The organism is Kitasatospora sp. NPDC094015, from assembly GCF_040304075.1.
Taxonomy (GTDB): Bacteria; Actinomycetota; Actinomycetes; order Streptomycetales; family Streptomycetaceae; genus Kitasatospora.
In genome coordinates this window covers 260,155-279,497 of the sequence record NZ_JBEOUL010000007.1, presented here as the reverse complement: position 1 = coordinate 279,497, position 19,343 = coordinate 260,155, and the positions used below count along the sequence as shown (strand labels likewise).

The window sequence follows — 19,343 nt, the reverse complement described above, 5'->3', positions numbered from 1 at the left end:
CGGGGTAGGTAGGAGCGCGGGTCGGTGGGAGCGCGGGTCGGTGGGAGCGCGGGTAGGCAGGAGCGCGGGGCTCAGCGGGCGGACCCGAAGGTGCTGTGCGGGGAGATCCGGACGGTCGGCGCGGGCCCGTCGCCCCACTCCGCCTCACGGATCGCCCGGAGCGCGGCCTTGCGCTGCTCCCGGTCCAGCCGGTCGATGAAGATGATGCCGTCCAGGTGGTCGGTCTCGTGCTGGATGCAGCGGGCCAGCAGCTGGGTGCCCTCGACGGTCACCGGCTCGCCGTGCATGTCGAAGCCCTTGGCCACCACCCCGTAGGCCCGCTTGGTGTCGAACCGCAGGCCGGGCAGCGACAGGCAGCCCTCGGGGCCGTCCTGCTCCTCCTCGGTGAGGCTCAGGTCCGGGTTGATCAGGTGGCCCACCACGCCGTCCACGTAGTAGGTGAACACCCGCAGCGAGACGCCCAGTTGGGGCGCGGCCAGGCCGGCCCCGGGGGCGTCCAGCATGGTGTCGGTGAGGTCCTTGACCAGCCGGCGCAGCTCCTTGTCGAACACCGTCACCGGCTTGGCGGTGGAGCGCAGCACCGGGTCGCCGAATATCCGGATCGGCTGGATCGCCATGGCGTCGGGCTCCTGTTCGGGACGGGGTCGGCGGTCGGGGTCCGCGGAGGACCACCGGGAAGTCTATGCAATGGCCGCCCCACGTCCGGCCCATCATCTGGCATAACCCTTCTCCGAGCGGGCGCGTGACCCCTGCCCCGGTCGGGCGTTGGTCAAGTGGAATTGACCGGGACGCCGAGCGTCCCTCCCTCACGGAGAGGTGGCATCCAGGCCATGGCCGAGCAGATCAACCACGACGCCCGCGCGCGGGCGTCGCTGCACCTGCTGGTGCGGGACATCGAGCGGGTGCGGCGGCAGGTCGATGCGCTGCGGACCCTCACCGCCCAACTGGGCAACGTCTACCGGCCGCGCCGCCCGAGCACCTCGGCCGGGTTCGTGGTGTACGGGCGGGCGCCCGCCCCCACCGTCCGGCTCGCCCAGGAGCTGCGCGAGAGCGTGGAGACGCTGGTGGCGGCGGCGGTCGAGTTCGACCGGGCGCTCGGCTTCTCCTGGGACTCGGTCGGCTCGGCGCTGGGCGTGACCAAGCAGGCGGTGCACCGTCGCTACGGCATGCGGCGGCCGACCGGCGAGCTGCTGACGGCCGCCGCCGTGCCGGCCCCGGGCGGCCCGCGGGACGACCGGCCGGCCGAGCCGCTCACCGTGGCGCCGCCCCGCGAGGAGCAGGCGCCCGCACCGGCGCTGTCGCGTTCCGTACCGCAGGCCCGTCAGGGCGGGCTCACGCCCCAGGGGGCGCGGGTCGGCCACTGAGCGCCCCTGAGCGCCCCGCTTTCCCGCTCGCGCAGTCCTCCGCTCCTCCCCACCGACCGCCCCGCAGGGGCGCGAGGCACTGCGCGGGTCACCCGATGTCGGGTGGATCGATCCGGATCCGCACCGGCTCCGAGCCCCGCAACGCCAGGCGGGCGATCTGCGCGGCCTTCAGCGCCGCCGCCAGCGCGGCCCCCTGCCCCGGCTCGACCCGCAGCAGGGCGCGCTCCACGTCCTCCCCGCGCGCCCCCGGCGCCGGCACCGGCCCCAGCACGTCCGCCCCCTCGGGCAGCCGGACCAGCCCCAGCAGATCGGCGACCGCCTGCGGCGGACCGGTCACCGAGGCCATCCGGGAGACCGGCGGGAAGCGCAGCTGCGCCCGCTCCTCCAGCTCCAGCGCGGCGTGCCCGGCCGGATCCCAGCGCACCAGCGCCTGCACCGGCCGCGCGGTCGCCTCGGCGACCACCACCACCGTGCCCCCGGCCGAGGCCGGCCGGACGAGGGCCGCGGCCGTCAGCCACCGCCGCAGCGCCTCCTCCCCCGCCCGCAGGTCAGGCCGGTTGAGCAGCGCCCAGCCGTCCAGCAGCAGCGCGGCCGCGTACCCGCCCTCGGCCAGCGGCTCGGCCCCCGGCGTGGCGATCACCAGCGAGGGCTCCCCGGGGACGGTGGCCAGCACCGCGTCCTTCCCGGAGGTGCGCACCGGCACCCGGGGGAACGCCTTGCCCAGCTCCTCCGCCGTCCGCCGGGCACCGACCACCTGGGCTCGCAGCCGGAACGAGCCGCACTCGACGCAGTGCCAGTCCGGCTCCGGGGTGCCGCACCAGCTGCAGGACGGCGGCCGGTCGGCGCCCAGCGCCTCCAGCGGGCCGCCGCACGGCCGGCAGCGGGCCGGCTCCCGGCACCGCCCGCAGGCCAGCCGCGGCTGGTAGCCGCGTCGCGGCACCTGGATCAGGACCGGACCGCGCTCCAGCGCCTCGCGCGCCGCCGTCCAGGCGACCGAGGGCAGCCGGGCGGCCCGGGCGGCCTCGTCCCTGGCCTCGTCCAGATCGGTGACGGTACGGATCCGCGGCGCCAGCGCGCGCACGGTCTCCCGGTCGGCCGCCAGCGGGCGGGCCCAGCCGGTGCGCAGCAGCTGCGCCGCCTCGACCGTGGTGGACAGGCCGCCGAGCAGCACCCCGGCGCCCTCCTCGGCGGCCCGCAGCAGCGCCACCTCCCGCACGTGCGCGTACGGCGCGTGCAGGTCGCTGTGGCTGCTGTCGCCGTCGGACCAGACCACCACCAGGCCGAGGTCACGGACCGGGGCGAACATCGCCGCCCTGGTCCCGATCACCGCGCGCACCGAGCCGCGGCTCACCGCCAGCCAGCGCCGGTAGCGCTCCTGCGGCCCCGCCCCGGCGGCCAGCGCGGCGTGCCGGCCCGGGCCGAGCAGGGCGGTGAGCGCCTCGTCCACCCGCCCGGCGGCGCGTCCGTCCGGCAGCACCACCAGGGCGCCCCGGCCGCCGGCCAGGGTGGCGGCGACCGCCCGGGCGATCTCCTCGGGCCAGGTCGGCCCCGGGAGCGCCGTCCAGACCGCGCGCGGGGCGTGGCCGGCGGCCAGCGAGGCCAGGAAGGCGGGGCCCTGCGGGTAGCGGACCCAGCTGCCGGGCTCGGGCAGCGCGGGCGACGGCAGCGGCGCGGGCGACGGTTCGGCCTCGGCCCCGGCGTGCCGCGGCGGCACCGCGAGCTGGAGCACGTCGGCCAGCGTGCCCGCGTACCGGTCGGCGACCGCACGGCACAGCCGCAGCAGGGCGGGGGTGAGCACCCGCTCGGGCGAGAGCACCCGGGACAGCGGCGCCAGCGGCCCGGCGTAGTCGGAGGCGGCGAGGCGCTCCACCACGAAGCCGTCGTGCAGCTGCCCGCCCTCGCGCCGGCCGGAGGCGCCGACCCGGGCCCCGAACCGGACCCGGACCCGGACGCCGGGCTGCGCCTCCTGGTCCATCGCGGCGGGGACGGCGTAGTCGAAGTACTGGTCGAGGCTGAGCACGCCCTTGTCCACCAGCACCCGGGCGACCGGCAGCTGCTCGGCCAGCTCCAGGCCGCGCGCGGCCCTGGGCCGGGAGCGGCGGACCGTCTCCCGGATGAAGGCCAGCTGCTCGCCGGCGCCCTCTGCGCTGCCCATCGCTCCCGTGCTCCACGCTCCCGACCTGGTCGGCCGACCCGGCCCGAGCATCAACGTAGCCGATCCCGCCGACATCCCCCGGAACGCGCCGGACGGCGGCCGCCCGGCAGGGCGACCGCCGTCCGGCGGAGTCGGGCGTCAGGCCTGGACGGCCTTCTTCAGGTCGTCCACCCGGTCGGTGCGCTCCCAGGTGAAGTCCGCGTCCTCACGGCCGAAGTGGCCGTAGGCGGCGGTCTTCGCGTAGATCGGGCGCAGCAGGTCCAGGTCGCGGATGATCGCGGCGGGGCGCAGGTCGAAGACCTTCACCACGGCTTCCTGGATCTTGAGGACCGGGACGGTCTCGGTGCCGAAGGTCTCCACGAACAGGCCCACCGGCTCGGCCTTGCCGATCGCGTACGCGACCTGGACCTCGGCCCGGGTGGCGAGGCCGGCGGCGACGATGTGCTTGGCGACCCAGCGCATCGCGTACGCGGCCGAGCGGTCCACCTTGGACGGGTCCTTGCCGGAGAAGGCACCGCCGCCGTGGCGGGCCATGCCGCCGTACGTGTCGATGATGATCTTGCGGCCGGTCAGGCCGGCGTCGCCCATCGGGCCGCCGATCTCGAAGCGGCCGGTCGGGTTCACCAGCAGCCGGTAGCCGTCGGTGACCAGCTTGATGCCGTCGTCGGCGAGGCGCTTGAGCTCCGGCTCCACGACGAACTCGCGGATGTCCGGGGTGAGCAGCGAGTCCAGGTCGATGTCGCTGGCGTGCTGCGAGGAGACCACCACGGTGTCCAGGCGCAGCGCCTTGTCGCCGTCGTACTCGATGGTGACCTGGGTCTTGCCGTCGGGACGCAGGTACGGGATGGTGCCGTTCTTGCGGACCTCGGACAGCCGGCGGGAGAGCCGGTGCGCCAGGGTGATCGGCAGCGGCATCAGCTCCGGCGTGTCGTCGCACGCGTAGCCGAACATCAGGCCCTGGTCGCCAGCACCCTGCTTGTCCAGGTGGTCGTCGTCGCCCTCGACCCGCGCCTCGTACGCCGTGTCCACACCCTGCGCGATGTCGGGCGACTGCGAACCGATCGAGACCGAGACGCCGCACGAAGCGCCGTCGAAGCCCTTCTTCGAGCTGTCGTAGCCGATCTCCAGGATCTTCTCCCGGACGAGCTGCGCGATCGGCGCGTACGCCTTGGTGGTGACCTCACCGGCGATGTGCACCAGGCCGGTGGTGATGAGCGTCTCCACGGCCACGCGCGAGGTGGGGTCCTCGCGGAGCAGGGCGTCGAGGATGGTGTCGCTGATCTGGTCAGCGATCTTGTCGGGGTGTCCCTCGGTGACCGACTCCGAGGTGAACAGGCGGCGAGACACAGCGCTCCCTGGGGTTGCAGCGGCTGCTGACTGAACGACCACGGTTCGGCGGACCGGCCATGGTCATCCGGAAAGACTTGATTCCTGGAGTGTAACGGTCAGGCCCCTTCGGCGGGCTACCCGCCCGCGCAATGGGATGCCCGGGCAGCGCGGATCACACCGGGATCAGCGGGCCGCCGGGCTGGGCAGACGGGTGACGACCTGGTCCCAGACCGTGTCCGCCAGGGCCTCCTTCGGGCCGTCCGGGATGGCCACCTCGGCGCCGTCGGCGGACAGCACCACTGCGGCGTTCGTGTCACGGCCGAAGGCCTTGCCGTCCCCGACCTCGTTCACCACCAGCAGGTCGCAGCCCTTGCGGGCGAGCTTGGCCCGGCCGTTCTCCAGCACCCGGTCGGTCTCGGCGGCGAAACCCACCACCAACTGGTCCGGACGGGTGCGGTGGGCCGACAGCTCGGCCAGGATGTCGGGGTTGCGGACCAGCGCGACCGGGGCCGGCTCGACCCCCTCGACCTTCTTGATCTTGCCGGTGGCGTACTCGGCGGGCCGGAAGTCGGCGACCGCCGCGGCCATCACCACCACGTCCGCGTCCACCGCCGCCCCGATCGCGGCCTCGCGCAGCTGGAGCGCGGTGGAGACGTGCACCACGTCCACCCCGGCCGGGTCCGGCAGCTCGGCGTTGGCGGACAGCAGGGTGACCCGGGCGCCCCGGGCGGCGGCGGTGGCGGCCAGCGCGTAGCCCTGCTTGCCGGACGAGCGGTTGCCCAGGAAGCGGACCGGGTCGAGCGGCTCCCGGGTGCCGCCGGCCGAGACCACCACGTGCCGGCCGGCGAGGTCCTGCTCCAGCCCGCCGCGGGCCAGCACCCGGCGGCAGGCCTCGAAGATCGCGGACGGCTCCGGCAGCCGCCCCTTGCCGGTGTCCACGCCGGTCAGCCGGCCGACCGCCGGCTCCAGCACGATCGCGCCGCGGCGGCGCAGGGTGGCGACGTTCTCCCGGGTGGCCGGGTGCTCCCACATCTCGGTGTGCATGGCCGGGGCGAAGACCACCGGACAGCGCGCGGTGAGCAGGGTGTTGGTGAGCAGGTCGTCGGCCAGCCCGTGGGCGGCCTTGGCCATCAGGTCGGCGGTGGCGGGGGCAACCACCACCAGGTCGGCCTGCTGGCCGATCCGCACGTGCGGCACCTCGTGCACGTCGGCCCAGGTCTCGGTGGCGGCCGGCCGGCCGGACAGCGCCGCCCAGGTCGCCTCGCCGACGAAGTGCAGCGCGGCGGCGGTCGGCACCACCGTCACCCGGTGGCCCGACTCGGTGAACCGCCGCAGCAGCTCGCAGGCCTTGTACGCGGCGATGCCGCCGCTGACACCGAGGACCACGCGCGGGGCTTGGGCCTGCTCCGGGCTCGCGTTCATGGGTGCTGCCTCTCCTCGGGGCCAGCTGGCGGCCCACCGTACGACCGGCCCCCGCGGAGCCGGCCCACCGTACGACCGGCCCCGGCCGGGCCGGTCGTCGCTACGACCGGCCCACCTTACGACCCGTCGGACGCGCGGTGCGAGGCGCCCCGCAGCAATGCGGAAGGGCCCGTCCACCCGGTCTTTCGACCGGGTGGACGGGCCCTTCGCGAGCGTCGCCGGATCAGGCGGCCTCGATCGCCTCGGCGGTCAGCAGGCCGGCGTTGATCTCGCGGAGCGCGATCGACAGCGGCTTCTCGTGCACGTGGGTGTCGACCAGCGGACCGACGTACTCCAGCAGGCCCTCGCCCAGCTGCGAGTAGTAGGCGTTGATCTGACGAGCACGCTTGGCCGCGTAGATCACCAGGCTGTACTTGGAGTCGGTGGCCTCGAGCAGCTCATCGATCGGCGGGTTGATGATGCCCTCAGGCGCGGTCATCGAAGAGGACACGCTAAAACCTTCCGAAGTGGATATCTCCGACCCGGACAGGCTCACGAGCCGATCCGGTCAGACTACACCGAGCAAGGCTAGCAGCTCAGCGGCCACCTGCTCGACCGAGGTGTTGACCAGCGTGGTGTCGAACTCCGGCTCGGCCGCCAGCTCCACCTTGGCCGCCTCCAGCCGCTGGTCGATCACGTGCTGCGGTTCGGTGCCCCGACCGGTGAGCCGGCGGACCAGCTCGTCCCAGCTCGGCGGGGCCAGGAACACCAGCTGGGCCTCGGCCATCGACTCCCGCACCTGGCGGGCGCCCTGCAGGTCGATCTCCAGCAGCACCGGGACCCCGGCCTCCAGCTTGTCCTGCACGGCGCCGCGCGGCGTGCCGTACCGGTTGCCGGCGAATACGGCCCACTCCAGCAGCTCGCCGTTGGCGATCAGCTTGTCGAACTGGTCGTTGTCGACGAAGTAGTAGTGGACCCCGTCCTTCTCGCCGGGCCTCGGGTGCCGGGTGGTCACCGACACCGAGAGCCAGACCTCGGGGTGCTGCTTCCTCATATGAGCGACGACCGTGCTCTTGCCGACCCCCGAAGGGCCGGAGAGCACGGTCAGCCGCGGACGCTCACTCATGCACCGATTATCCCGGATCGCGGACGGTCGCGGGACCACGGGGTGCGACGCGGGGCCGGGTCAGGAGGCCGCGCCGCCGAACTCCCGCTCCAGGGAGGCGATCTGGTTGGTGCCGAGACCCCGGACACGACGGCTCTCGCTGATGCCGAGGCGCTCCATGATCTGCTTGGCGCGCACCTTGCCGACACCCGGCAGGCTCTCCAGCAGGGCGGAGACCTTCATCTTGCCGATGACCTCGTCATCGGCCTTGCCGGCCTTGATCACGTCGTGCAGCGAGGCGCCGGAGTGCTTGAGCCGGTTCTTGACGTCGGCACGCTTCCGACGAGCCTCGGCGGCCTTGGCGAGCGCAGCGGCGCGCTGTTCAGGAGTAAGGGGCGGAAGAGCCACGCCGTTCACCTCAGGTGTGAATGGAAGGGAGGAGCTATGACTGGTGGTGCCCGGCCATCGAACACAGAACCGGAGCGCAAGGCTCTGACCTGCGGGAGCGACGCAATGTGCCGCCGTTCGGTGACCTACCGCCGGACACTACCCAACTTGGGCTTCCGCGTCAGGAAAAGAACACGAAAAGTCCTGGTCAGCCAGGGCCGACCCAGGACTTTCCGGGCAAATGCACCGGCTTGCGGCCGGTATTCTCAGCCGTTTGTGACTGCGCTCACATCGTCGACGAAGCGCGCGGCGGCCTCCCGCAGGGCCGCCACCGACGGTCCGTGCTTCAGCACGTCACGGCTCACACTGGGCACCACGTTGCGCACCGAGGCGCCGAAGACCCGCGGCAGGTCCTTCGCGGTCGCCCCCTGCGCGCCCACCCCGGGCGCCAGCAGCGGGCCGTTGATGGCGAGGTCCGCGCCGGCCTCGGCCAGGGTCGCACCGACCACCGCGCCGAACGAGCCGAGCGGCTCCGCGCCGGCGTTCTCGGCCGCCAGCCGGTCGAGCACGCCCTGCGCGACGCTGCGCCCGTCCGCCCCGGTGGCCCGCTGCACCTCGGCGCCCTCCGGGTTGGAGGTGAGCGCCAGCGCGAAGATGCCGGCCCCGCTCGCCCGGGCCAGGTCCAGCGCGGGCTGCAGCGAGCCGAAGCCCAGGTACGGGCTGACGGTCAGCGCGTCCGAGAACAGCGGGCTGCCCGGGGCGAGGAAGGTCTCGGCGTAGGCCGCCATGGTGGAGCCGATGTCGCCGCGCTTGGCGTCCATCACCACCAGGGCGCCGGCCGCCCGGGCCTCGGCGACGCTGCGCTCCAGCACCGCGATCCCGCGGCTGCCGAACCGCTCGAAGAAGGCCGCCTGCGGCTTGAGCACGGCGACCCGGTCGGCCAGTGCCTCGACCACCGTGCGGGAGAACGTCTCCAGGCCGGCGACGTCGTCGGTCAGGCCCCAGGCGGTGAGCAGGGAGGAGTGCGGGTCGATGCCGACGCAGAGCTGACCGCGGGTGTCGAGGGCCTGGCGCAGCCGGGCGCCGAAGGGGGCGAGGGTCATGAGGTCCTTCCAGCAGGGGTGTCGGTGCGGTGGGCCAGGCCCACCACGTCGGTGAAGGCGGCGAAGCCCCGGGCCGCCAGCTCGCCGCGCAGCTCGTCCAGGATGCGCGGCGGGGCGGTGGGGTCGTTGAACAGGGCGGTGCCGACCGCGACGGTGCTCGCGCCGGCGAGGGCGAACTCCAGCGCGTCCCGGCCGGTGCGCAGGCCTCCCATGCCGGTGATCGGCACCGGCGGGATCCGGCCGGCCAGCATCGCGGCGTGCACCTCGTAGACGCAGCGGACCGCGATCGGGCGGATCGCCGGTCCGGACAGGCCCCCGGAGCCGGCCGCCAGGGCCGGTCGCAGGCTGTCCAGGTCGATGGTGGTGCCCAGGGTGGTGTTGATCATCGCGAGGCCGTCCGCGCCGGCCTGGACGCACGCGGCGGCGATCTCGGTGATCGAGGCGACGTCGGGCGAGAGCTTGGCCTGCACGGGCAGAGCGGCGTCGGCGGCCCGGCGCACCGCGCGGACCACGTCGTAGGTGGTGGCCGGGTTGCGGCCGAAGAGCAGGCCGCGGTCGGCGCTGTTGGGGCAGGAGATGTTGAGCTCGATGCCGATCACCCCGGGCAGCCCGTTCAGCCGGGCGGCCACCTCGGCGAACTCCTCCAGCCGCTCGCCGGCGATCGAGACCACCACCCGGGCGCCGCGCTCGGTCAGCCAGGGCAGCTCGTCGCGGACGAAGGAGTCGATGCCGGCGCCCGGGAGGCCGAGCGCGTTGAGGATCCCGGACGGGGTCTCGGCCAGCCGCGGGGTGGCGCCGCCGGCCCGCGGCCGGAGCATGACGGTCCGGGTGGTGACCGCGCCCAGCTCCTCCAGCGGGACGAACCTGGCCAGCTCCCGACCGTAGCCGGCGCAGCCGGCGGCGGTGGTGAGCGGATTGGGCAGGGTGAGCGGCCCGTACGGGACCGACAGGTCGACGTCCTCGGGGTTCATCGGGCCGCCACCCCCGCCCCGGCCGGGCCCGCCGGGTCGGGCGGCCCGCTGCCGGCCTGCGACCAGCGGACCCGGGCGCCGTCGAAGACCGGGCCGTCGGTGCAGCAGCGGGTGAGGCGGTCGACGCCGTCGGCGCCGACCACCGGCAGCACGCAGGCGGCGCAGAGGCCGGTGCCGCAGCCCATCGCCGCCTCGACCGCCGTCCAGCAGCGGGCGCCGAGGCCGAGCGAGATCCGGCTGACCTCGGCCAGCAGCGGCGGCGGGCCGCAGGCGTACACCACCCGGGCGTCGATCGCCTTGATCGCCTCCCCGAGCGGGTCGGTGACCTGCCCGGTCAGGCCCGCCGAGCCGTCCTCGGTGACCACCAGGACGTCGGCGGTGAGCGCGCGGGCCTGCTCGACCCCGAGCAGTCCTTCGGCGCTCGCCGCGCCGAGCACGAAGCCCACCTGGCCGCCGCCGCGCCGGATCTCCTCGGCCAGCGCGGGCAGCGGCGCGGCGCTGTGCCCGGTGGCCACCAGCAGCGTGCTGACCGGGGCCTCCGGGAGCGGGAACGGCGTTCCGAGCGGGGCGATCAGGTCGACCTGCTCCCCCGCCCGGGTGCGCGCCAGCTCCCGGGTGCCCGCGCCGAGCTCCTCGACGAGCAGCTCGACGGTGCCGGCGGCCGGGTCCGCGCGGTGGATCCAGAACGCCCGGCGCAGCAGCGCCGAGGAGAGCGGGCCGCCGACCGCGACGGTCGTGAAGTGGCCCGGTCCGACCCGGGGGGCGGCGGCGGGGGCGTGCAGCACCAGCCGCCGGTAGGCGCCTTCGGGGGTGCTGGACAGCACCTCGGCGGCGGTCCGGACAGGATTGGCCATTGCGCATCACCTTTCGGCCGGCCGTCGTGACGGTGTGAACTCTCCCAAACCCGCGCGGACGCTGTCACTTCGCCCGCGCACCGGTCCGCTCCCCGCCCCCGGCCGCCCCTCCCCGGGCCGCCGCGGCGCCCGCTACGGCTTGGCCGTGCCCACCGCCTCCGCGATGGTGCGGTGCCCGCTGGCCCGCAGCCGGTCGGCCAGGCCCTTGTGCACCCGCCGCATCCAGAACGGTCCCTGGTAGATGAACGCGCTGTAGCCCTGGACCAGGTCGGCGCCGTGCAGGATCCGCTGCCAGGCGTCCTCGGCGGTCTCGATGCCGCCGACCGAGATCAGGGCGAGCCGGCCCTCGGTCCGTGCCCGCAGCCGCTGCAGCACCTCCAGCGAGCGGTCGGCCAGCGGGGCGCCGGACAGGCCGCCCATGCCGATCTCCTCGATCCGGGCGGCGGGTTCGCGCAGGCCGTTCCGGCCGATGGTGGTGTTGGTGGCGATGATGCCGTCCAGCCCGAGGTGCAGGGCCATGTCGGCGATCTCGTCGATGTCCTCGTCCGCGAGGTCGGGGGCGATCTTCACCAGCAGCGGCACGTGGTGCGCCACGGCCGCGTCGGCGGCCTTGCGGACGTCCCAGAGCAGCGGGCCGAGCACCTGGACGGCCTGCAGGTTGCGCAGCCCGGGGGTGTTCGGCGAGCTGACGTTGACCACCAGGTAGTCGGCGTACGGGGCGAGCCGCTCGGTGCTCTTGAGGTAGTCGGCGGTGGCGTCGGCCTCCTCGACCACCTTGGTCTTGCCGATGTTGACGCCGATCACCGGGGTCGAGGTGGTGTGCGGGCGCCGGGCGAGCCGGGCCGCGACCCGGGCCGAGCCCTGGTTGTTGAAGCCCATCCGGTTGATCAGCGCGCGGTCCTCGACCAGCCGGAACAGCCGCGGCGCGGGGTTGCCGGGCTGCGGCTCACCGGTGACGGTGCCGATCTCGACGAAGTCGAAGCCCAGCATCGACAGGCCGTCGATGCCGATGCCGTCCTTGTCGAAGCCGGCGCCGAGGCCGAACGGGCCGGGCAGGTCGAGGCCGAGCGCGGTGGTGCGCAGCGAGCGGTACCGCGGCGCGAGCACCAGCCGGACCAGCTGCCGCAGTCCGGGCACCGAGGCGGCCAGCCGGATCCAGAAGAAGGCCAGGTGGTGGGCCTTCTCCGGGTCCATCTTCCGGAAGACCAGGTTGAACAGGATCTTGTACACGGGCGGGAACGCGCCTTCCTGGAGCGACAGCGGGACAGCGGGACGACATGGGAAGTGGGGGGCACCCGTGCTCGGTGCCCCCCACCAGGGTGTCGCTACTTGCGCCCGGCGTTGATCAGCGCCGCGTGCTCCTGGAGCGACATCACCCCGATCTCGCCGTGGGTGAGGGCGTCGATGCCCTGGACGGCCGCGCCCATCGCCTGCACGGTGGTCAGGCACGGGACGCCGCGCGAGACGGCCGCGGTGCGGATCTCGTAGCCGTCGAGCCGGCCGCCGGTGCCGTACGGGGTGTTGATGATCAGGTCGACCTCGCCGTCGTGGATGAGCTGGACGATGGTCCGCTCCCCGTTCGGGCCCTCGCCCTCGCTGTGCTTGCGCACGATGGTGGACGGGATGCCGCCGCGCTGGAGCACCTCGGCGGTGCCGGCGGTGGCGAGCACCTCGAAGCCGAGCTCGACCAGCGCGCGGGCCGGGAAGACCAGGTTGCGCTTGTCGCGGTTGGCGACCGAGACGAACACCTTGCCCTTGGTCGGCAGCGCGCCGTACGCGCCGGCCTGGGCCTTGGCGTACGAGGTGCCGAACACCTTGTCGATGCCCATGACCTCGCCGGTGGAGCGCATCTCCGGGCCGAGCACGGTGTCGACGCCGCGCCCGTGGATGTCGCGGAAGCGGCTCCACGGCATCACGGCCTCCTTGACGGAGATCGGGCAGTCGGCCGGCAGGGTGCCGCCGTCGCCCTCGGCCGGGAGCATGCCCTCGGCGCGCAGCTCGGCGATGGTGGCGCCGAGCGAGATCCGGGCCGCCGCCTTGGCCAGCGGCACGGCGGTCGCCTTGGAGGTGAACGGCACGGTGCGCGAGGCGCGCGGGTTGGCCTCCAGCACGTAGAGGATGTCGCCGGCCAGCGCGAACTGGATGTTGATCAGGCCGCGCACCCCGACGCCCTTGGCGATCGCCTCGGTGGAGGTCCGCAGCCGCTTGATGTCGTAGCCGCCGAGGGTGATCGGGGGCAGCGCGCAGGCGGAGTCACCGGAGTGGATGCCGGCCTCCTCGATGTGCTCCATCACGCCGCCGAGGTAGAGCTCGGCGCCGTCGTAGAGCGCGTCGACGTCGATCTCCACCGCGTCGTCCAGGAAGCGGTCGATCAGCACCGGGTGCTCGGAGATCAGACCCGCGTGCCGCTCCAGGTAGGAGGCCAGCGAGGGTTCGTCGTAGACGATCTCCATGCCGCGCCCGCCGAGCACGTACGAGGGCCGGGCGAGCACCGGGTAGCCGATCTCGTCCGCGATCGCCTTGGCGTCCTCGAAGGAGAAGGCGGTGCCGTGCTTGGGGGCGGGCAGGCCGGCGTCGCGCAGCACCCGGCCGAAGGCGCCGCGCTCCTCGGCGAGGTCGATCGCCTCGGGCTGGGTGCCCACGATCGGCACGCCGTTGTCCTTGAGCGCCTGGGCGAGGCCCAGCGGGGTCTGGCCGCCGAGCTGGACGACGACGCCCGCCAGCGGGCCGGCCTGCTGCTCGGCGTGGACGATCTCCAGCACGTCCTCCAGGGTGAGCGGCTCGAAGTAGAGCCGGTCGGAGGTGTCGTAGTCGGTGGAGACGGTCTCCGGGTTGCAGTTGACCATGACGGTCTCGTACCCGGCCTCGGCGAGCGCGAAGGAGGCGTGCACGCAGGAGTAGTCGAACTCGATGCCCTGGCCGATCCGGTTCGGACCCGAACCCAGGATGATCACGGCGGGCTTGGTGCGGGACGCGACCTCGTTCTCCTCGTCGTAGGACGAGTAGAAGTACGGGGTCCTGGCGGCGAACTCGGCCGCGCAGGTGTCGACCGTCTTGAAGACCGGGCGGATGCCGAGCGCGTGCCGCACCTCGCGGACCACGTCCGGCTTCAGGCCGCGGATCTCGCCGATCTGCTGGTCCGAGAAGCCGTGCCGCTTGGCGTGGCGCAGCAGCTCGGGGTGGAGCTTGTCGGCCTCGGCCAGCTCGGCGGCGATCTCGTCGAGCAGGAAGAGCTGGTCGACGAACCACGGGTCGATCCGGGTGGCCTCGAACACCTCCTCCTGGGTGGCGCCGGCCCGGATGGCGGCCATCACGGTGTTGATCCGGCCGTCGGTCGGCACCTGGGCCCGGGTCAGCAGCTCGGCCTTGTCGCCGGGCTCGCCGGTCCAGCTGAACTGCGAGCCCTTCTTCTCCAGCGAGCGCAGCGCCTTCTGCAGCGCCTCGGTGAAGTTGCGGCCCATCGCCATGGCCTCGCCGACCGACTTCATGGTGGTGGTCAGCGTGGCGTCGGCGCTCGGGAACTTCTCGAACGCGAACCGCGGGACCTTGACCACGACGTAGTCGAGGGTCGGCTCGAAGGAGGCCGGGGTCTGCTCGGTGATGTCGTTGGGGATCTCGTCGAGGGTGTAGCCGACGGCCAGCTTGGCGGCGATCTTGGCGATCGGGAAGCCGGTGGCCTTCGAGGCCAGCGCCGAGGAGCGCGAGACCCGCGGGTTCATCTCGATGACGATGACCCGGCCGTCCGCCGGGTTGACCGCGAACTGGATGTTGCAGCCGCCGGTGTCGACGCCGACCTCGCGGATCACCGCGATGCCGATGTCGCGCAGGATCTGGTACTCGCGGTCGGTCAGGGTCATCGCCGGGGCGACGGTGATCGAGTCACCGGTGTGCACGCCCATCGGGTCGAAGTTCTCGATGGAGCAGACCACCACGACGTTGTCGTGCTTGTCGCGCATCAGCTCCAGCTCGTACTCCTTCCAGCCGAGGATGGACTCCTCCAGGAGCACCTCGGTGGTCGGCGACAGGGCCAGGCCCTGGCCGGCGATCCGGCGCAGGTCCTCCTCGTGGTGCGCGAAGCCGGAGCCGGCGCCGCCCATGGTGAAGGAGGGGCGGACCACGACCGGGTAGCCGCCGAGGGTGTCGACGCCGGCGAGCACGTCCTCCATCGAGTGGCAGATCACCGAGCGGGCCGACTCGCCGTGGCCGATCTTGGCGTTGACGGCCTCGACCACGCCCTTGAACAGCTGGCGGTCCTCGCCCTTGTTGATCGCCTCGACGTCGGCGCCGATCAGCTCGACGTTGTACTTGTCGAGGGTGCCGGCGGCGTGCAGCGAGATCGCGGTGTTGAGCGCGGTCTGGCCGCCGAGGGTGGGCAGCAGCGCGTCGGGGCGCTCCTTGGCGATGATCTTCTCGACGAAGTCCGGGGTGATCGGCTCGACGTAGGTGGCGTCGGCGATCTCCGGGTCGGTCATGATGGTGGCCGGGTTGGAGTTGACCAGGATCACCCGCAGGCCCTCGGCCTTGAGGACCCGGCAGGCCTGGGTCCCGGAGTAGTCGAACTCCGCCGCCTGGCCGATCACGATCGGGCCGGACCCGATGACCAGGACGGACTTGATGTCGGTGCGCTTCGGCACGGGTCAGCTCCCTGTGGTGGTGCGGGCCGGGGCACCGGCCATCAGGTCAACGAAGCGGTCGAAGAGGTACGCGGCGTCGTGCGGGCCCGCCGCGGCCTCCGGGTGGTACTGGACGCTGAACGCCGGGGTGTCCAGGCACTGCAGGCCCTCGACCACGTCGTCGTTCAGGCAGACGTGGGAGACCTCGGCCCGGCCGTACGGCGTGTCGCTGACCTTGTCCAGCGGGGCCTCCACGGCGAAGCCGTGATTGTGCGCGGTGACCTCGACCTTGCCGGTGGTGCGGTCCTGCACCGGCTGGTTGATCCCGCGGTGACCGTACTTCAGCTTGTAGGTGCCGAAGCCGAGCGCGCGGCCGAGGATCTGGTTGCCGAAGCAGATGCCGAACAGCGGGGTCCGGCGGGCCAGCACGCCCTGCATCACCGCGACCTGGTGGTCGGCGGTGGCCGGGTCGCCCGGGCCGTTGGAGAAGAACACGCCGTCGGGCTCGACCGCGTAGACGTCCTCGATGGTGGCGTCGGCCGGCAGCACGTGCACCTCGATGCCGCGCTCGGCCATCCGCTGCGGGGTCATCGCCTTGATGCCGAGGTCGACGGCGGCGACCGTGAAGCGCTTGGTGCCGATCGCCGGCACCACGTACGCCTCGGTGGTGGCGACCTCGGCGCAGAGGTCCGCGCCCTTCATCTCGGGCGCCTCGTTGACCCGGGCCAGCAGCGCCGCGTCATCGGGCAGCGCGGGGCCGGAGAAGATGCCGACCCGCATCGCCCCGCGCTCGCGCAGGTGCCGGGTGAGCGCGCGGGTGTCGACCCCGCTGATGCCGACGACGCCCTGCTCGGCGAGCTCCTCGTCCAGCGAGCGCCGCGAGCGCCAGTTGGACGGGACCCGGGAGGGGTCGCGCACCACGTAGCCGGCGACCCAGATCCGCCGGGACTCCGGGTCCTCGTCGTTGACGCCGGTGTTGCCGATGTGCGGGGCCGTCATGACGACCACCTGGCGGTGGTACGACGGGTCGGTGAGGGTCTCCTGGTAGCCGGACATGCCGGTGTTGAAGACCGCCTCGCCGAAGGTCTCGCCCTGGGCGCCGTAGGCCTGGCCGCGGAAGATCCGGCCGTCCTCCAGGACGAGCACGGCGGGCACGCGCTCCCGCCTCAAGCGCTGAGTGGTCGGGGCAGGTGCGGTCATGATGCGGTGCCTTCCGTCTGCTGCGTGCGGGTGGAGAGTTCGAGGATGGCGGCGATCCAGGCCGCGTGCTGGTCCGGCCGGTCGAGCCGGAAGCCGGACTCCAGGCCGGTGCTGCCCAGGCGCCAGCCGACGACCAGCAGGCCCGAGGGGACGACCTTGCCGGCGATGCCGGAGTCCTGCCGGGCACCGGCCAGCGCCTCGACCGGGATCCACAGGTCGGCGGTGCCCGGGCGGCGGGCCAGCAGGCCGCGCTCGGTGAGGGTCAGGTCGGCGAGGCTGCGGGTGCCGAGGTCGTGCGCGACGACCCGGTCCAGCCAGTTCCCCGCGGTGGTGGTCCCGTGGTAGCGGCCGGCGGCGGTGCGGGTGACGGGACCCGGGTCGGCCGGCACCTCGGGCAGCGCCGGCAGGTCGGACTGCAGGGTGCGGCGCCAGTTCCAGCCCTGCCGCATCAGCCAGTAGACCAGCGCGATCACGATCACCAGGCCGACCGTCCAGCCGATGTAACCGGGCCAGTTGGTCACCTGGGCCTGGCCGTCGGCGGCGAGCGACGCGGGTGCGAGGGCGCTCACGCGAGGTCGCCCTGCTCGGCCAGCTCGCCGGCCAGCACGGTGGCGGCGCCGCGCAGGAAGGTGGCGTGCACCCGCCCGGGGAGGTCGAGACCGCGGTAGGGGCTGTTCCGGCTGCGGGTCGCAAAGGTTTCGGGGTCCACGGCACCACGGTACGCGGGATCGAACAGCACCAGGTTGGCCGGTTCACCGACCGAGACGGGCCTTCCGTGGCCGGTCAGGCGCCCGATCCGGGCCGGCCGGCGGGACATCCGGTCCGCCACGCCCTCCCAGTTCAGCAGGCCGGTGTCGACCATGGTCTGCTGCACGACCGACAGCGCGGTCTCCAGGCCGACCATGCCCATCGCGGCGACCGCCCACTCGCAGTCCTTGTCCTCGGCCGGGTGCGGCGCGTGGTCGGTGGCGACCGCGTCGATGGTGCCGTCGGCCAGCGCGGCGCGCAGCGCCTCCACGTCCGCGGCGGTGCGCAGCGGCGGGTTGACCTTGTAGACCGGGTCGTAGCTGCGGACCAGCTCGTCGGTGAGCAGCAGGTGGTGCGGGGTGACCTCGGCGGTGACGTCCCAGCCCTTGGCCTTGGCCCAGCGGACGATCTCGACCGAGCCGGCCGTGGAGAGGTGGCAGACGTGCAGCCGGGAGCCGACGTGCGCGGCCAGCAGCACGTCCCGGGCGATGATCGCCTCCTCGGCGACCGCGGGCCAGCCGCCGAGCCCGAGCTCGCCGGAGACCTGGCCCTCGTTCATCTGGGCGCCCTCGGTCAGCCGCGGCTCCTGGGCGTGCTGGGCGACCACGCCGTCGAAGGCCTTCACGTACTCCAGCGCGCGGCGCATGATCACCGCGTCGTCGACGCACTTGCCGTCGTCGGAGAAGACCCGGACGCCGGCCGCGGAGTCGTGCATCGCGCCGAGCTCGGCGAGCTTCTTGCCCTCCAGGCCCACCGTGACGGCGCCGACCGGCTGCACGTCGCAGTAGCCGGACTCCTGGCCGAGCCGCCAGACCTGCTCGACCACGCCGGCGGTGTCCGCCACCGGGAAGGTGTTGGCCATCGCGTGCACGGCGGTGTACCCGCCCTTGGCGGCGGCCTGGGTGCCGGTCAGCACGGTCTCGGCGTCCTCCCGGCCGGGCTCGCGCAGGTGGGTGTGCAGGTCGACCAGGCCGGGCAGGGCGATCAGGCCGTGGCCGTCGATCTCCACGTCCGCCTCGGCGGCCAGGGCGGTGCCGATCTCCCGGAACACGCCGTCGGCGATGAGGATGTCCTGGGGCGCACCGCCGAGGATCTGGACGTTGCGGATCAGGTAGCTCGTCACTTGGCGGCCTCCGGGGATTCGGTACGGGTGGTGTCCGCTGCGGCGGTGTCGGCGAAGACCGCCCCGCCGAGCAGGAGGTAGAGCACAGCCATCCGGGTGGAGACGCCATTGGCGACCTGCTCGACCGCGGTGCAGCGCGGGGAGTCGGCGACCTCGGCGGTGATCTCCATGCCGCGGACCATCGGCCCGGGGTGCATCACGATGGCGTGCTCGGGCAGCTGCGCCATCCGGATGCCGTCCATGCCGTACCGCCGGGAGTACTCGCGCTCGGTCGGGAAGAAGGCCGCGTTCATCCGCTCGCGCTGGACCCGGAGCATCATCAGCGCGTCGGTCTTGGGCAGCACCGCGTCGAGGTCGTAGGAGACCTGGCAGGGCCAGTTCTCGATCCCGATCGGCAGCAGGGTCGGCGGGGCGACGAAGGTGACCTCGGCGCCGAGCGTGGTCAGCAGGTGGACGTTGGAGCGGGCGACCCGGCTGTGCAGGACGTCGCCGACGATGGTGACCCGGCGGCCGGCCAGGTCGTGCCCGGCGCCCGGGTTGAGGTGGCGCCGGATGGTGAAGGCGTCCAGCAGGGCCTGGGTGGGGTGCTCGTGGGTGCCGTCGCCGGCGTTGATCACGCTGCCGTGCAGCCAGTCCGACTGGGCCAGCCGGGCGGGCGCGCCGGAGGCGTGGTGGCGGATCACGACCGCGTCGGCGCCCATCGCCTGGAGGGTCAGCGCGGTGTCCTTGAGGCTCTCGCCCTTGGAGACCGAGGAGCCCTTGGCGGAGAAGTTGATGACGTCGGCCGACAGCCGCTTCTCGGCGACCTCGAAGGAGGTCTTGGTGCGGGTGGAGTCCTCGAAGAAGAGGTTGACGACGGTGCGCCCGCGCAGCGTGGGCAGCTTCTTGACGGAGCGTGCGGAGAGGTGGGCCAGCTCCTCGGCGGTGTCCAGGATGAGCAGGGCGTCGTCGCGGCTGAGGTCTGCGGTGGAGACGAGATGGCGCTTCACGC

17 protein-coding genes are annotated in these 19,343 nt (G+C 73.4%); 1 reads left to right on the top strand and 16 read right to left on the bottom strand.

Annotated features, from left to right (window positions below):
* Window positions 1–71: 71 nt before the first annotated feature.
* Window positions 72–617 carry a peptide deformylase gene (gene def, locus ABT014_RS12330; RefSeq protein WP_350638624.1) on the bottom strand — a complete coding sequence of 182 codons (546 nt, stop codon included), beginning with the start codon at window positions 615–617 and terminating at the stop codon, window positions 72–74.
* A 213-nt stretch (window positions 618–830) separates the two neighbouring features.
* Here def and ABT014_RS12325 point away from each other — a divergent pair, with 213 nt between their 5' ends.
* Complete coding sequence (locus tag ABT014_RS12325) at window positions 831–1,364, top strand: hypothetical protein (RefSeq protein ID WP_350638623.1); 534 nt, start codon at window positions 831–833, stop codon at window positions 1,362–1,364.
* 88 nt (window positions 1,365–1,452) lie between these two features.
* On the opposite strand, the gene ABT014_RS12320 is transcribed toward ABT014_RS12325, so the two are convergent.
* From ABT014_RS12320 to ABT014_RS12250, 15 genes are all read right to left on the bottom strand, one after another.
* Entirely contained in the window at window positions 1,453–3,519 is a 2,067-nt protein-coding gene (locus ABT014_RS12320; RefSeq protein WP_350638622.1) for a primosomal protein N', read from the bottom strand.
* Window positions 3,520–3,657: 138 nt separating this feature from the next.
* Window positions 3,658–4,866: a methionine adenosyltransferase gene (gene metK / locus ABT014_RS12315; protein WP_350638621.1), complete on the bottom strand. Its 1,209-nt coding sequence runs from the start codon at window positions 4,864–4,866 to the stop codon at window positions 3,658–3,660.
* Window positions 4,867–5,031: 165 nt separating this feature from the next.
* A complete protein-coding gene (gene coaBC, locus ABT014_RS12310) occupies window positions 5,032–6,270 on the bottom strand; it encodes a bifunctional phosphopantothenoylcysteine decarboxylase/phosphopantothenate--cysteine ligase CoaBC (protein ID WP_350638620.1) in 1,239 nt (412 codons plus the stop codon).
* A gap of 223 nt (window positions 6,271–6,493) precedes the next feature.
* On the bottom strand, window positions 6,494–6,760 hold the full coding sequence (rpoZ, locus tag ABT014_RS12305; RefSeq protein WP_033819200.1) for a DNA-directed RNA polymerase subunit omega: 267 nt from the start codon (window positions 6,758–6,760) through the stop codon (window positions 6,494–6,496).
* 57 nt (window positions 6,761–6,817) lie between these two features.
* Window positions 6,818–7,375: a guanylate kinase gene (gene gmk, locus ABT014_RS12300; protein WP_350638619.1), complete on the bottom strand. Its 558-nt coding sequence runs from the start codon at window positions 7,373–7,375 to the stop codon at window positions 6,818–6,820.
* 60 nt (window positions 7,376–7,435) lie between these two features.
* Window positions 7,436–7,762 (bottom strand): integration host factor, actinobacterial type, encoded by a 327-nt coding sequence (gene mihF / locus ABT014_RS12295; protein WP_033819202.1) that lies wholly within the window; start codon window positions 7,760–7,762, stop codon window positions 7,436–7,438.
* A gap of 245 nt (window positions 7,763–8,007) precedes the next feature.
* The gene (gene pyrF, locus ABT014_RS12290) at window positions 8,008–8,844 is read right to left on the bottom strand and encodes an orotidine-5'-phosphate decarboxylase (protein ID WP_350638618.1); all 837 of its coding nucleotides are present in this window, start codon (window positions 8,842–8,844) and stop codon (window positions 8,008–8,010) included.
* Window positions 8,841–9,815: a dihydroorotate dehydrogenase gene (locus tag ABT014_RS12285; protein WP_350638617.1), complete on the bottom strand. Its 975-nt coding sequence runs from the start codon at window positions 9,813–9,815 to the stop codon at window positions 8,841–8,843. Before ABT014_RS12285 ends, pyrF begins: the two co-directional genes overlap by 4 nt.
* Window positions 9,812–10,669, bottom strand: a complete 858-nt coding sequence (locus ABT014_RS12280; RefSeq protein WP_350638616.1) for a dihydroorotate dehydrogenase electron transfer subunit — start codon at window positions 10,667–10,669, stop codon at window positions 9,812–9,814. Before ABT014_RS12280 ends, ABT014_RS12285 begins: the two co-directional genes overlap by 4 nt.
* Before the next feature lie 132 nt (window positions 10,670–10,801).
* Window positions 10,802–11,899, bottom strand: a complete 1,098-nt coding sequence (locus ABT014_RS12275) for a quinone-dependent dihydroorotate dehydrogenase (RefSeq protein ID WP_350638615.1) — start codon at window positions 11,897–11,899, stop codon at window positions 10,802–10,804.
* A gap of 95 nt (window positions 11,900–11,994) precedes the next feature.
* Window positions 11,995–15,303, bottom strand: coding sequence for a carbamoyl-phosphate synthase large subunit (gene carB, locus ABT014_RS12270; protein WP_350638614.1), 3,309 nt, complete (start codon window positions 15,301–15,303; stop codon window positions 11,995–11,997).
* A gap of 3 nt (window positions 15,304–15,306) precedes the next feature.
* Window positions 15,307–16,482 carry a glutamine-hydrolyzing carbamoyl-phosphate synthase small subunit gene (gene carA / locus ABT014_RS12265; RefSeq protein ID WP_350638613.1) on the bottom strand — a complete coding sequence of 392 codons (1,176 nt, stop codon included), beginning with the start codon at window positions 16,480–16,482 and terminating at the stop codon, window positions 15,307–15,309.
* On the bottom strand, window positions 16,479–17,051 hold the full coding sequence (locus tag ABT014_RS12260) for a PH-like domain-containing protein (protein ID WP_350638612.1): 573 nt from the start codon (window positions 17,049–17,051) through the stop codon (window positions 16,479–16,481). Before ABT014_RS12260 ends, carA begins: the two co-directional genes overlap by 4 nt.
* Complete coding sequence (locus tag ABT014_RS12255; protein WP_350638611.1) at window positions 17,048–18,352, bottom strand: dihydroorotase; 1,305 nt, start codon at window positions 18,350–18,352, stop codon at window positions 17,048–17,050. Before ABT014_RS12255 ends, ABT014_RS12260 begins: the two co-directional genes overlap by 4 nt.
* A complete protein-coding gene (locus ABT014_RS12250; RefSeq protein WP_350638610.1) occupies window positions 18,349–19,341 on the bottom strand; it encodes an aspartate carbamoyltransferase catalytic subunit in 993 nt (330 codons plus the stop codon). Before ABT014_RS12250 ends, ABT014_RS12255 begins: the two co-directional genes overlap by 4 nt.
* Window positions 19,342–19,343: the final 2 nt, after the last annotated feature.

What these genes read in the sequence shown, in the direction of transcription:
- coaBC (WP_350638620.1), bottom strand. Translation starts at nt 6,270, where the DNA reads ATGAACGCGAGCCCGGAGCAGGCCCAAGCCCCGCGCGTGGTCCTCGGT.
- ABT014_RS12280 (WP_350638616.1), bottom strand. Translation starts at nt 10,669, where the DNA reads ATGGCCAATCCTGTCCGGACCGCCGCCGAGGTGCTGTCCAGCACCCCC.
- gmk (WP_350638619.1), bottom strand. Translation starts at nt 7,375, where the DNA reads ATGAGTGAGCGTCCGCGGCTGACCGTGCTCTCCGGCCCTTCGGGGGTC.
- ABT014_RS12320 (WP_350638622.1), bottom strand. Translation starts at nt 3,519, where the DNA reads ATGGGCAGCGCAGAGGGCGCCGGCGAGCAGCTGGCCTTCATCCGGGAG.
- pyrF (WP_350638618.1), bottom strand. Translation starts at nt 8,844, where the DNA reads ATGACCCTCGCCCCCTTCGGCGCCCGGCTGCGCCAGGCCCTCGACACC.
- def (WP_350638624.1), bottom strand. Translation starts at nt 617, where the DNA reads ATGGCGATCCAGCCGATCCGGATATTCGGCGACCCGGTGCTGCGCTCC.
- ABT014_RS12325 (WP_350638623.1), top strand. Translation starts at nt 831, where the DNA reads ATGGCCGAGCAGATCAACCACGACGCCCGCGCGCGGGCGTCGCTGCAC.
- carA (WP_350638613.1), bottom strand. Translation starts at nt 16,482, where the DNA reads ATGACCGCACCTGCCCCGACCACTCAGCGCTTGAGGCGGGAGCGCGTG.
- ABT014_RS12285 (WP_350638617.1), bottom strand. Translation starts at nt 9,815, where the DNA reads ATGAACCCCGAGGACGTCGACCTGTCGGTCCCGTACGGGCCGCTCACC.